This is a genomic window from Enterococcus sp. 3G6_DIV0642, assembly GCF_002140635.1.
Lineage (GTDB): Bacteria > Bacillota > Bacilli > Lactobacillales > Enterococcaceae > Enterococcus_D > Enterococcus_D casseliflavus.
In genome coordinates, this window is record NZ_NGLH01000001.1 from 1,357,537 (window position 1) to 1,370,473 (window position 12,937).

The following is a 12,937-nucleotide window of genomic DNA, read 5'->3' on the forward strand; positions in this document are numbered from 1 at the left end:
ATAAACCGGCGCATTTGAGCTTTTTTACTTCGTTTTGTCCGCCGCTTGATTATCGACGATCAACAGAGCAATCATGACATAACCGATCCAACTGTCCCGAGAATATAAGATGTAGCGAGGGGACCAAGAAGCGGCATATTTCTGTTTGTATTCTCGTAGCCCTTCAAAAGAATAGAAGCGAGAACCAAACGTGTAAACGAGATAGGCGATCCGCTCTTGCAAGAAACTACTGCGGAAAGTACCAACATTGGCTAACGGTGCCATGCCTAAATCGAATTGTTGATAGCCTTGCTCTTTAAAATAGTCAAACAGCTGAATAAACAAGAAATCCATCGTTCCGTTCGGGGCTTTTTCAGGATCGTGACGCATCAGATCAATGGAAGCTAAGCCTGTCTGATAGGTTGGCATAAAGGAGGCAAACGCGACGATCTCTTGTTGCTGATTACGGACGACTGCAATTGGTGCGGTACTCAGATAGGATTCTGAAAAGAATCCAAGGGAGAACCCTTTTTCTTTCCGCCCATCTAGCCAGTTATCAGAAATTTCCTTAAGAGTGGCAAAGGTTTCGGCTGAAAAGGGTGGGGTGAGCACATCAAAGGTAAAGCCTTCTTTGGTGATCTTGTTGTTCAAAGCCCGCTGTCCCTTCATTTTCTTTCCTGAGAGGGTGAAACTAGGCAGATCCACATAGGCTTTCTCACCGAATTTGATAAAGTCATACCCGAATTCATGCAGCAGCATCACCATTTCTTCACTACTTTCATAAAAGACTGGCAAGTAATTCCACTGATCCATCTCTGTTAGAAAGGTTTCCAGTGCCTGGGGAAAGTCTGCTTGCTTCCCAGAAGGATCCCCCATGACTAAGCATTTATTATTAAAGGTCGTAAATTGAAAAAAGACCGTCGGCTCGCCGATTTCTGGATAAACGTACACTTGCTTGTCTTTTAAATAGACAAGATGGCTGTCGCTATTGCCGCCATAAGTGTTCAAAATATGCTTCACTTTATCGGTGGCGGCACTGACGCCGAGTTGGTGCTTTGGTCCCATCAAGTAGCGTGCAAACAGCAGCATCGCAACGGCGACGAATAAAATCGCAACGAAGCCTTGAAGCCATAATTTTTCAGAAGGGAAAAGCAAAAAATCCATCGAATGGTGATGCGTCGGATGCCGATTGATATGGGGCATATTGTAGACCCCGATAATGACATAGAGGATCGTCAATGAACCAATCAGCAACCCATCGATCGTTAGCCATTCCCAAGCGAAAACCAGTTGCTTTCGGAATAACTCGCTTTTTGAAAAAATCATGATCGCCAGTAATAATAGAAGAAACAGCATGGTCGAAAAGCGGAAACCCGCAAAAATAGCATAGCCGATCGTTGCTGCAATCAACAAAAGCGTCGGCACATACGCGCGACTGACACGGGCAGAGATGCCGCGACCGGCAATCAAAAAGAGATAGCCGAGAAAGATACTCGGGTACTGCATCACAAAATTCAAGCGAATCGGATTGAGGTGGGCTAACCATTTGATTTGATCAAAGGCTTCTGGGATCGTGGCGGAAAGCACCAACATCGTTCCAGTCAGATAAAGCAGCAACACTTCGATCTTGTGGAACACTTCCAACAACAAGCTTTTTGGAATACCAGAAAAGCGCTGGTTGAGGGAGACACCGACATTTTTTGAGAAAAAAAGCAAACCGATCAAAAAGGGAATGATGTAATAAAACAGACGGAACAGCAAGAGCCAGGCAATGACACTTTCACGGGGAATCTGTAGTGAACCCATTCCCATAATCATCATGACATCAAAGGTTCCCAGTTCGCCAGGAATCATCGAGACGATCCCAATCACGGAAGCAGCGATGAAAAGCGGCAACAGTTGAAACACATCGACCGAGAGACCCATCAACAGACCCGTCGTAAAGAAGGCGGCAAAAACACCTAGCCATTCCAATAAGGAAGCGGCGATCAGCTGCAGACGATCACGTCGTTGCAGCCCACCTAAGTAGGCATTTTTTTTGGAAAAACTAAGCGCATAGACGATTGGAAAATAAAGACTGCCGCCTAAAAGCCAGATCCAATACTGTTGTAGATAATCGGTCGTGGGACCGAAGAGGACGAATGCCAGCGCAGCAAGCGATAAAATCGAAAGACCAGACATCAAATAGATAAAAATCTTCGATATTGCTTGGGCAACGTCTTTGCCTTTTTTTCCTTTGCCATAAAATTCCGACCGTAACCCGATACTGATGAATCCGCCAAAGCCGATCAAATTGTTCATGGTATTGATGATCCAGCTGGTTTCTAGTAAATAGCGGCGATCAGGTTTGTCCCCTAGCAAGCGATTCAAGACGATATCATATAAGACCATGGGAAAGACACACAGTAAGCCAATGACAGCCATTAAAGCCACTCGCCAAAGGGATAGTTGCGCAAACAATTGTTTTAGTTGATCAATCGAGATCGTCTTGCTTAACGAAAGCAGCTCGCCGAACACGATCACGGCGACTGCAATTAAGAAGAGGGTTTTAAACAGTGAGCGGTGGTCACGGAGCCAAGTAAAGATTCTCATAGTTATTCACCGACCTTTTCTAAAAAAGATAATACTTTCGTGTTAAAAACTTCAGGATTCTTTCGTGCAAAACTATGTCCTTGTCCTTTGACAACGATAAAATTGGACTGAGGGATACTGTTTGCAATATAAAAAGAATGGGAAAGCTTGATCGAATCACGTTTGCCGACCAAAATCAATGTCGGCACGCTGAGGTGATTCAAATCGGCTGTAGATAAACCGATTGGACGAAACAACAATCCCAAAATAGGCAGAAAGCCCCGCATACCTTTGGAGAATGGGGAACAAAGCCAAACGATCAGATATTGCAAGACACTGCCGATTCGAGAAAAGAGCCTCACACCTCGCGGTTCCGTGTTGCCAGAGTTTAAAATCATGCAGCTGACATGCTCTGGGTAGAGATGGCAAAAGACCATCGCCAGATTGGCACCATCGCTAAATCCTAGTAAGGCGATTTTCTTTAGCTTTTCTTGCTGAATAATTGCTAAAAGATCTGTTGCCATTTTAAAAAAATCGATTTTCTTCTGCGTATTAGTGGATTTGCCATGCCCTCGACTATCGATTAAATACAGTTGATGTTTTTGACGCAAGGCGTCGACCTGCTTTGAGAAATAGGCACTGCTGCCGCCATTTCCGTGCAGTAAAAAAAGAGGGCGTCCTGAACCGGTTTTCTCGTAATAGAGGACAGACCCGTCCGGTAAGGGCGCGTAACATTTTTCAACTTCCATTTTTTCACCTACTTTCTAAGAGTATACCTTGAAGTCAGGGACGATCACAAATATATCACTAGATAAAATGAGAAAAAATAACAATCTGCTCATCTTTTTTTTACCAGAAGTTCAGGAAAAGGCTTTTTTCTTTACAATGTAAAGAAAAATAATTGGTAAACATAATTAATTTGTTTTCAGAAAATTCTTTACAAATGGACGATCGTTGTCTATAATCGAACTAACTAATTGAGAATGATTTTCATTTACGAAAGAGAGGCTAGCCAATGACCACTATAGCAGATGTTCTGATTATCGGCGGAGGACCCACTGGACTCTATGCGAGTTTTTATGCTGGATTACGTGATCTATCGGTCGTATTGTTTGAAGCACAAGCCGAATTAGGCGGGAAGATCAATTTCTATCCTGAAAAAATGGTCTGGGATGTGGGTGCATTGCCGCCAACCAAGGGGAAGAAAGTCAAAGAACACTTGATTGAACAGGCTAAGTTGTTTGATCCAACGGTCTATCTGAAAACGAAAATCATCGCATTGACCAAGGAAGACGACCTTTTTAATGCAGTGGATGACCAAGGGAGGACCCACGTTGGACGCACCGTTTTAGTCTGTATCGGCGGCGGTGTCGTTTCTCCGCAAAAATTGCCATGTTTCATCCATAATAATGTCGACAACTATATCCACTATCAGTTTCCTGACCAGCAAGCGATCCAAGGCAAGCATCTAGTGATCTCTGGCGGCGGTGATGCGGCAGTGGATTATGCGATCGAAGCAGTGTCTTATGGTGCCAAAGTCACCCTGTGTTACCGAGGAGAAAAATTGAAAGCCCATGAAGCACAAGTAAAGAAGATGAAAGCAGAACGGATTCAAGTGCTGATGAATCACACCATCGATGGGGTGAATCAAGCAGAAACATTCAATATGGTTCTACGACTAAAAAACAGTGCCAACCATGAGACGATCGATTTTTTATGCGATCATCTACTGATCCAACACGGGTATGACCGTGACAGTGGCTTGTTAGATAAAGTTTCCTTTGATCTGGCACGCCATGAAGACTTTTACCTCAATTGCGAGATTCCTACAAAAACTAGCCATCCAGGTGTTTTTGCAGCTGGCGACATTCATTATTTCAAAGGCAAAGTGAATCTTTTGGCGGGAGCCTTTCAAGATGCTGCGCAAGCAGTCAACCAAATCAAACACTATTTAGAGCCGACCAGTGTCCCACAGGCGATGGTTTCCTCCCACAATGAGAAATTCAGTGAAAGAAATCGCCAGTTGTTGGTGAATGAGTAGCAACGCTTCTTTGTGAAAGAAAAAGTAGAAAAAGCAGGAGTCCCTTATGGGTCCTGCTTTTTTGGTGTCCTCAGAACAGAAATTCGTTTCACTAGAAGTGAATGTTTGCCGCTCCTAAAAAATAAAATCTCTCAAATAAATGATGCAAATTGTGAAAATTTCAGCTATTATTTTCAAGTTGACTATTTGGAGGGGATGACATGAATCAAACAAGATACGCAGAATTAAAACAAGCAGAAAGAGGCGCCATCTTAAGTATCGTTGCTTACATTTTGGTTTCGATCGCCAAACTTGCCATCGGTCGTTTGGCAAACTCTGAAGGACTATGGGCAGATGGGCTGAACAATGCGACGGATATTGTAGCGTCGATCGCTGTCTTGATTGGTTTGCGTCTGGCTCAAAAGCCAGCAGATGAAGACCATAAATATGGTCATTGGAAAGCAGAAAATGTGGCAAGTCTCGTAACATCCTTGATTATGCTGGCGGTTGGTCTGCAGGTCTTATGGTCCTCCATTCAAACGATTCTACTCGGAGAAACGCAAAGTCCCGATATGATCGCGGCAGTCGTCGGTATCATTTCAGCTATTTTGATGTATGGCATGTATTACTATAATAAGCGATTATCCGCTCGCGTAAAAAGCTCCGCTTTGCTAGCAGCTGCGAAAGACAACCGCAGCGATGCGTGGACAAGTATTGGAACGGCGATCGCAATTTTTGCCGCCTCATTTGGTATCGGTTGGTTGGACAGTTTGACTGCGATCGTGGTAGCTTTTTTGATTATCAAAACCGCCGTCGATATTTTTCGTGAGAGTGCCTTTTCACTTTCTGATGGGTTTGATGAATCGTTAGTCGTGGAGTATGAAGCGGCAATCGCTGGTTTTTCTGAAGTGAAATCTGTCAAATCGATTCGAGGAAGAATGTATGGCGCCAATGTTTTTCTCGATGTCGTCGTGACGATGGACAAATCTTTGACGGTTGAAAAGAGTCATAACGTGGCAGATGCTATTGAAGATCTCTTAGCTGATCGTTTTCAGGTGTTTGATACTGACATCCACATCGAACCTGCTACCGAATAAATTTTCTGGCAAAACCTTGATAGGACAAGGATGTAAACCACCCGTTTCCTGTTTGTAAACTGAAAAGTTCTTACGGAACCTGCTCATTCATGGCAAACTAGAGGTAACAAAGGAAGAAAGTAGGGAGCCCTATGAATAATAAGCAGGTAGTAGAAAATGAATTAGTTATTTCTTTAGATAAAATGGATGAAACAGAAATGATGGCACTTTGCCAACAATATATTGCGGCTATTGATGATAGCCAAGTCCTCTTCGCTTTACTGAAAAAAGTTCAAGCCTCAAAAGCAGCAGTAAGTAAATAAAAAACAAACCGGCATCTTATGCATTGATGTTCCCCTCAGCGAAAGCGAAAGGCGCATTGATCAACAGGAAAAGATGCCGGTTGTTTTTTAATTTGTTTGAGTCTTTTTAAAAACTTTTAAAGGACGTTTAATAGTGCGATTAACCCATAGACGATCAAAGAGGCTATTCCTAGAGGAACAATGCGTCGGAATATAATCTCTTTCAAGCGCTTGCCTGCTTGTCGTTCTTTTTCATAGTTAGGATCATGGGCATGCGCTTTAAATTGCTGAGGAGAACGAGAGAAGATCAAGCCATTGGTCATCGATAAAACCCAGCCAATCAACGCCATGAAGAACGAAACAAAAATGATTGCCAGTAAAAGTAGTTGCAAGAGCTGCATCGTGTTGCTACCTCCTTTTCGTCACCATTTTTTCACTTCTAGTTTATCATCTTTTGAGACGTTTTGGGGTCTTTGTTCCACGTGCCCTTTCTTTTTTTTTCTTATCCCTTATAATAGAGATATTTAAAAACGAGTTTTTTTTTCGTGCAGCAGAAAGAAGGGGTTCTTATGGCAATCACAAAAAAAATCATTCAATCACCTGAAGATTTCCAAACGTTGGATCGTTTGATCAAAGAAATCTGGCCAGAAGTGTTTACACCAATCATTGGGTCCGACCAAGTTGCGTATATGCTGGCTCATTATCAATCACCAGCAGCGATTCAAAACGAAGTCCAGCAAGGAGCAGTCTATCTTTTATTATTAGAAGGAGACCGAGTAGTAGGATATACAGCGTATGAAGAAACGCAGCAACAGATTTATTTAAGTAAATTGTATCTCCATCAATCCACTAGAGGCAAAGGCTATGCCAGCCAAGTCTTTGATTGGTATGAGGAGATCGCCTCAGGCAAAACGCTGCATTTAAACGTCAACAAACAAAACCAGCAGGCGATCGCTGTTTATGAGCATCGCGGCTTTAAGCGTGTTTCTGAACGTACTGTTACGATTGGTTCGGGTTTTGTGATGGATGATTTTATTTATGAGAAGAAAGTATAATTAAGCAGGAAATTCATTTGATAAACCAAAAAAAATTAAATGAAGCAAGAATCTTATTTTTGAATTTAATATCGTGCCTATTGGGAAACATTGCCAATAGGTTTTTTTGTATCTAGCTAATTTTAAAATTCCTCATCAACACATAAATTTTTAAGTTATGCTACTGTGTAAAATTACGATGAATAAATGTTCTTTTAAACTGTTAAAAATAGTTTCGTCTATTCGTAAAAAACATATTTACTCCTAGGAAGCACTGTGCTATTATCCTTGTATAAACATTATAATGTTATAAACTAAGGAGGCAATTATGAAAGGGTTTGTAGAATTTATTGAACAGAAGTTGATGCCGATTGCAAATAAAGTGGGGATGCAACGGCACATGGTAGCGATTCGTAAGGGGATCATCGCTACGTTACCGTTAACGATCGTTGGGTCTTTCTTCACGATCTTACTGAATTTTCCCATCGAATCAGTCGCTGCGGTGATCGAACCGTATCGGGAAGTTTTGGATATTCCCTTTCGTTATACAGTCGGATTATTGGCATTGTATGCAACGTATGGGATTGCTTCATCGCTAGCCAAAAGCTACAAGCTGGATTCATTGACTGCGGGTATCTTAGCAACGATGTCCTTTCTTGTAACCGCTGCACCACCGTTGCGAGTCTTTGATTCTGTGGAAGGCATCATTGATGCGGGACGTTATATCAATGTGGCAAATTTAGGGTCAGGCTCTTTGTTTGGCGCGATCGTCACGGCAATCTTATCCGTTGAAATCTATCGTTTCTTTATCGTAAAAAACATCACCATCAAAATGCCAGATGGCGTGCCACCAGAAGTGACGAATTCATTCATGGCGTTGATTCCTGGAGGAGCGATCCTGATTTTGTTCTGGGTGATCCGTCATATGTTAGGCTTTGATATCAATGGCTTTTTAAGTAACTTGTTGTTGCCGTTAAAAGACGTGCTAGCTGGTAACAGCTTGTTTGGTGGCTTATTGACTGTCTTCTTGATCTGTTTCTTCTGGGTACTGGGGATTCATGGACCAGCCATCATGGGTCCTGTCATTCGTCCATTCTGGGATATTTCCATCGCTGAAAATATGGAAGCGTTCCAAGCATCTGGCAATGCGCATGAATTGCCTAATATTTTTACGGAACAATTTTTACAATGGTTCGTCTGGATCGGTGGAGCCGGTACGACCTTAGCGTTGGTCGTTTTGTTCTTCTTCTCCAAATCAAAATACTTGAAACAATTGGGCCGTTTGTCCATCTTGCCAGGCTTATTCAATATCAATGAACCAGTGATTTTCGGTGCACCGATCGTAATGAACCCGATCTTAGGCATTCCGTTCTTGGTGGCACCATTGATTACGACAACGATTTCTTACTTCGCGACCATTACGGGTGTCGTACCGATGATGGCTGCCAGACTTGGGTTTGCCATTCCAGCACCGATCGCCGCCTGGATGAGTACGGACTGGAGTATCGCAGCAGCGATTTTAGTGATCGTCAACTTCTTTATCACACTCGCAATCTACTACCCATTCTTTAAAGTCTTTGAGAAACAGCAGATTGCCCGCGAACAAGAAGAAGAAACTGCCGCTTAGGCAAGACAAAAAGAGTGAGGTGCAAACATGGGGATTTATGCCATTTGTTTATTTTTTGGTTGTCAAATTTGGTTAACAAAATCAGCACAAGGGAAAAAAATTCAAGAAGTGCCGTTTTGGCGGATGCTTTTGTTCGGGATTCTTGGCGTTGCTGCAGCGATCCTACTGAGCCGTCAGTTTCCGTGGGGACCATTTTTGACGATAACGGCGACGATTGTTTGCAGTTCGCTTTTACTGACACGTTTTACTGCTTTTTATGAAGAAATGAGGATGAGATAAGTTGAAAAGACAACTAGGAGTATCGGTGTATCCCGATCACAGTGATTTTGAAACAGACAAAGCCTATCTGCAATTAGCCCATGATTATGGCTTTAGCCGCATTTTTATGAGTATGCTGGAAGTGAGTGACGGCAAAGAAAACGTGCAGAAAAAGTTTAAAGCGTTGATTGATTTTGCCAAAGGATTAGGCTATGAAACGATTTTAGACGTGGCACCAGCCATCTTTTCGGAACTAGGCATCTCCTATGATGACTTGACCTTTTTCCATGAACTAGGTGCCGATGGGATTCGTTTAGATTTAGGCTTTGACGGCAATAAAGAAGCGATGTTGACCTACAATCCCTTTGGCTTAGCTGTTGAATTGAATATGAGCAATGATGTGGCGTATTTAGACAATATTTTGACCTATCAAGCCAACATTCCTTACTTATATGGCTGCCACAATTTCTATCCGCAAGAAGGGACTGCCTTGCCCTATGATTTCTTTGAAAAATGCAGTCGTCGTTTCAAGGAAAAAGGCATTCGAACCGCCGCATTTATCTCTTCTCAAACGGGAACGATCGGACCTTGGGATATCAATGATGGCTTACCGACCTTAGAAATGCACCGAAGAATGCCTGTAGAAACTGCCGCAAAACATTTGTTTGCCACAGGCTTGATCGACGATGTCATTATCGGAAACGCTTATGCTTCTGAAGCAGAATTGGCGGCACTAGGAGCGATTGATCGCTACCAGACCGCATTTGCTATTGAATTTGTGCCTGAAATCAATGAAGTTGAACGCCAAATCGCCCTGGACGAGCAGCATTATCGTCGAGGCGACATCACCGATCGGATGATCCGTTCCACAGAAGTTCGTAAAAAGTATAAGAACCATGACAATCCTGTCCATGACCACGAAGGCGTCTTTCAACGAGGGGACGTTGTGATCGGCAACGATCATTTTGGCAAGTACAAAAACGAGCTGCAAGTCGTGCTGGAGCCTCATTCAGATCCACGAAAAAATAAAATCGGTTCGATCGTCGAACAAGAGTTAGTTCTGCTGCCCTTTATCCATCCTTGGTCGAAATTCACTTTCACAGAGAGGAAGGTGTAACGAAATGTTTGATTTGATTATTCGTCAAGCCCGCACGATCGATGAAGAAGTATTTGATATTGGGATTCAAGACGGCAAAATCACTGCTCTGGCACCCACGTTGCAGAAGCAGGCGAAACAAGAGCTGACCTTAGCAGAAGGGGAGTTCTTGTCAGCTGGTTGGATCGATGACCATGTCCATTGTTTCGAGGAAATGACGCTCTATTATGATTATCCAGACGAGATCGGTGTCAAACAAGGCGTCACGACCGTTATCGATGCGGGGACGACGGGCGCTGAAAATATCCATCGGTTTTATGATTTAGCCAAAGAAGCCAAAACCAATGTCTTTGCTTTAGTCAACATTTCCAAATGGGGGATCGTAGAGCAGGATGAACTTGCGGATCTGTCAAAAGTCAAAAAAGAATTGGTCAAAGAAGCACTGCAGAAGTTTCCTGACTTTATCGTCGGGATCAAAGCCCGAATGAGCAAAACGGTGATCGGCGAAAATGGCATCACGCCGTTGAAATTAGCGAAAACAATCCAAGCTGAAAATCAACCGCTGCCTTTGATGGTCCATATTGGTTCAGCACCACCGAATTTAGCAGAGATTCTCGCTGAATTGGAAACAGGCGATGTGGTAACCCATTGCTTTAACGGCAAAGCCAATGGGATTTTGGATCAGACAAACCAAACCATCAAGCCTTTCGTCTTTGCTGCCTATGAAAAAGGCTTGGTCTTCGATATTGGTCATGGGACAGACAGTTTCAATTTTGACGTGGCGGAGACGGCCTTTGCCAATCAGCTGAAGGCTTCTTCCATTAGTACGGATATCTACATCCGCAATCGTACCAATGGACCAGTCTTTGATTTAGCGACGACTATGGAAAAATTAGCGGTCGTAGGGTATGATTGGCGTGAGATCATCGAGAAGGTGACCAGTGCCCCTGCGAAGCAATTTCATTTACAAAACAAAGGCGAAATCGCATTGGGGTATGATGCTGATTTTACGATTTTCCGCTTTGAAGCGGGCGAAAAGGAATTGACGGATTCTAACGGCAATCGCCGAATCACGACACAACAGATCGTGCCGCAAAAAGCGGTGATAGGAGGGGAACTTTTTGACACTGAATATTGAAGAATTAGGCTTGAAAGAAGTCATCAATGCTTCTGGCAAAATGACGATTCTTGGTGTCTCGAAAGTCAGCGAAAGTGTGCTTGCAGCCCAGCGCTATGGCGGGGAGCATTTCTTTGAAATGGCAGATCTAGCAGAAAAAACCGGAGCCTATTTAGCAGAATTGTTGAAAACGGAAGATGCACAGATCGTTTCTTCCGCTTCAGCGGGGATCGCCCAATCAGTGGCGGCACTCATCGGTCAAGGCGACAGCTATCATTTGTATCATCCATATAGTGAGAAAATCAGTAAGCGGGAGATCATTTTGCCCAAAGGCCACAACGTAGATTATGGCACACCAGTGGAAGTGATGGTGACACAAGGTGGTGGGAAGGTCGTGGAAGCAGGCTATGCCAATATGTGTACACCCGAGCACATTGAACAGATGATCTCACCCGAAACGGCGGCGATCCTCTACATAAAGAGTCATCACACCGTTCAAAAAAGTATGCTGACGGTAGCAGAAACGGCCCAAGTTGCCAAGACACACGATCTTCCATTGATCGTTGATGCGGCTGCTGAGGAAGATTTGTTTGCCTATACCCAAGCTGGTGCTGATTTAGTGATCTATTCAGGTGCGAAAGCACTGTCAGGACCGAGTGCTGGCTTAGTGATCGGCAAGCAGCCCTATGTCTCTTGGGTGCGCCTGCAATCCAAAGGGATAGGTCGAGCAATGAAAATCGGTAAAGACAATATTCTCGGATTTACCCAAGCCGTGACGGATTATCTAGCGGAGGGAACAGAATCTGGCGCTTCGATGCAAGAGCGTCTGCAACCATTTATTGCGGCAATCAATGAAATCACTGGTTTCGAAGCAAAAATCGTTCAAGACAGCGCGGGCAGAGACATTTATCGGGCGAGTGTCAAAGTGAAAGAACCAAGTGCCAAAGCAGTGATCGACGCGCTAAAAGCAGGAGAACCAGCGATTTATACCCGTGAGTACCAAGCCAATAACGGCATTATTGAATTTGATATCCGAGCAGTCAATGAACAAGAAATGGCAGTGATCACCGATCGCTTACAAGAAATTATGTTAGGAGCAACCCAAAAATGAAAACTTCACCCAATTATTTCGCTGACCGTGTCTGTCTAAATGTGTTAGCAAACTCCATCGAAAATGCGAAAGCTTGTTACGAAGCAGCAGAGGGCAACATCGTCCTAGGTGTTTTATCAAAAAACTATGATAGTGACGAGGCGGCTATCGCTGACATGAAGAACTATCAAGTGGCAACAAATAATGCCCTTTCTGTAGGGCTTGGTGCTGGCGACCCCAATCAAAGTGAAATGGTCTCCCGAATTTCCGCTGTTCTTCAACCACAGCATGTTAACCAAGTGTTCACGGGAGCGGGGACCTCACGAGCTTTGCTAGGACAATCTGAAACGATCGTCAATGCCCTTGTTTCACCAACGGGAAAAGTCGGCTATGTCAATATTGCGACTGGTCCATTGAGTTCACAAACTCCAGCTGCAGAAGTCCCAGTTGAAACAGCGATCGCTTTATTAAAAGACATGGGCGCTAGTTCTATCAAGTATTTTCCAATGAAAGGGTTGGCTCATAAAGCAGAATATCAAGCGGTAGCCGAGGCTTGTGCCGCGAATGATTTTTATTTGGAACCGACCGGCGGTATCGATTTAGAAAACTTTGAAGAAATCTTGCAGATTGCTGTTGATGCAGGCGTGAAAAAAATCATTCCGCATATTTACAGCTCGATCATCGATGGAGAAACAGGGGACACACGCCCTGGAGATGTACAGACATTAGCAGAGATGACGAAAAAGGTGTTGGCAGCAGCCAATTAG

Annotated in this window: 13 protein-coding genes; 10 read left to right on the forward strand and 3 right to left on the reverse strand. The window is 43.6% G+C overall.

The features are described from left to right. Nucleotides 1-24: 24 nt before the first annotated feature. Nucleotides 25-2,571, reverse strand: a complete 2,547-nt coding sequence (gene mprF / locus A5878_RS06405; RefSeq protein ID WP_074931775.1) for a bifunctional lysylphosphatidylglycerol flippase/synthetase MprF — start codon at nt 2,569-2,571, stop codon at nt 25-27. 2 nt (nt 2,572-2,573) lie between these two features. Further along, complete coding sequence (locus A5878_RS06410) at nt 2,574-3,299, reverse strand: alpha/beta fold hydrolase (RefSeq protein ID WP_086294992.1); 726 nt, start codon at nt 3,297-3,299, stop codon at nt 2,574-2,576. A 266-nt stretch (nt 3,300-3,565) separates the two neighbouring features. Between A5878_RS06410 and A5878_RS06415 the strand changes: the two genes are divergently transcribed. The 3 genes from A5878_RS06415 to A5878_RS17500 all read left to right on the forward strand — a co-directional run bounded on the left by A5878_RS06415 (nt 3,566) and on the right by A5878_RS17500 (nt 5,969). After that, nucleotides 3,566-4,591, forward strand: a complete 1,026-nt coding sequence (locus A5878_RS06415) for an NAD(P)/FAD-dependent oxidoreductase (RefSeq protein WP_086294994.1) — start codon at nt 3,566-3,568, stop codon at nt 4,589-4,591. 200 nt (nt 4,592-4,791) lie between these two features. After that, nucleotides 4,792-5,667, forward strand: coding sequence for a cation diffusion facilitator family transporter (locus A5878_RS06425; RefSeq protein WP_086294996.1), 876 nt, complete (start codon nt 4,792-4,794; stop codon nt 5,665-5,667). Nucleotides 5,668-5,798: 131 nt separating this feature from the next. Then, the gene (locus A5878_RS17500) at nt 5,799-5,969 is read left to right on the forward strand and encodes a hypothetical protein (RefSeq protein ID WP_005225698.1); all 171 of its coding nucleotides are present in this window, start codon (nt 5,799-5,801) and stop codon (nt 5,967-5,969) included. 116 nt (nt 5,970-6,085) lie between these two features. Here the strand turns inward: A5878_RS17500 and A5878_RS06430 are convergent, their stop codons facing one another. Further along, nucleotides 6,086-6,349 carry a hypothetical protein gene (locus A5878_RS06430; RefSeq protein WP_086294998.1) on the reverse strand — a complete coding sequence of 88 codons (264 nt, stop codon included), beginning with the start codon at nt 6,347-6,349 and terminating at the stop codon, nt 6,086-6,088. 168 nt (nt 6,350-6,517) lie between these two features. On the opposite strand from A5878_RS06430, the gene A5878_RS06440 reads away from it, so the two are divergent. The 7 genes from A5878_RS06440 to A5878_RS06470 all read left to right on the forward strand — a co-directional run bounded on the left by A5878_RS06440 (nt 6,518) and on the right by A5878_RS06470 (nt 12,937). Continuing rightward, nucleotides 6,518-7,003 carry a GNAT family N-acetyltransferase gene (locus A5878_RS06440; RefSeq protein ID WP_086295002.1) on the forward strand — a complete coding sequence of 162 codons (486 nt, stop codon included), beginning with the start codon at nt 6,518-6,520 and terminating at the stop codon, nt 7,001-7,003. A gap of 307 nt (nt 7,004-7,310) precedes the next feature. Continuing rightward, complete coding sequence (locus tag A5878_RS06445) at nt 7,311-8,609, forward strand: PTS sugar transporter subunit IIC (RefSeq protein WP_086295004.1); 1,299 nt, start codon at nt 7,311-7,313, stop codon at nt 8,607-8,609. A 27-nt stretch (nt 8,610-8,636) separates the two neighbouring features. Beyond that, nucleotides 8,637-8,888 (forward strand): hypothetical protein, encoded by a 252-nt coding sequence (locus A5878_RS06450; protein ID WP_005225703.1) that lies wholly within the window; start codon nt 8,637-8,639, stop codon nt 8,886-8,888. 1 nt (nt 8,889) lies between these two features. After that, the gene (locus A5878_RS06455; protein ID WP_086295006.1) at nt 8,890-9,984 is read left to right on the forward strand and encodes a DUF871 domain-containing protein; all 1,095 of its coding nucleotides are present in this window, start codon (nt 8,890-8,892) and stop codon (nt 9,982-9,984) included. 4 nt (nt 9,985-9,988) lie between these two features. Next, nucleotides 9,989-11,101, forward strand: coding sequence for an amidohydrolase/deacetylase family metallohydrolase (locus A5878_RS06460; RefSeq protein WP_005225705.1), 1,113 nt, complete (start codon nt 9,989-9,991; stop codon nt 11,099-11,101). Continuing rightward, nucleotides 11,085-12,191, forward strand: coding sequence for a DgaE family pyridoxal phosphate-dependent ammonia lyase (locus A5878_RS06465; protein WP_086295008.1), 1,107 nt, complete (start codon nt 11,085-11,087; stop codon nt 12,189-12,191). Before A5878_RS06460 ends, A5878_RS06465 begins: the two co-directional genes overlap by 17 nt. Further along, complete coding sequence (locus A5878_RS06470; RefSeq protein WP_086295010.1) at nt 12,188-12,937, forward strand: KDGP aldolase family protein; 750 nt, start codon at nt 12,188-12,190, stop codon at nt 12,935-12,937. The genes A5878_RS06465 and A5878_RS06470 overlap by 4 nt, the downstream gene beginning before the upstream one ends.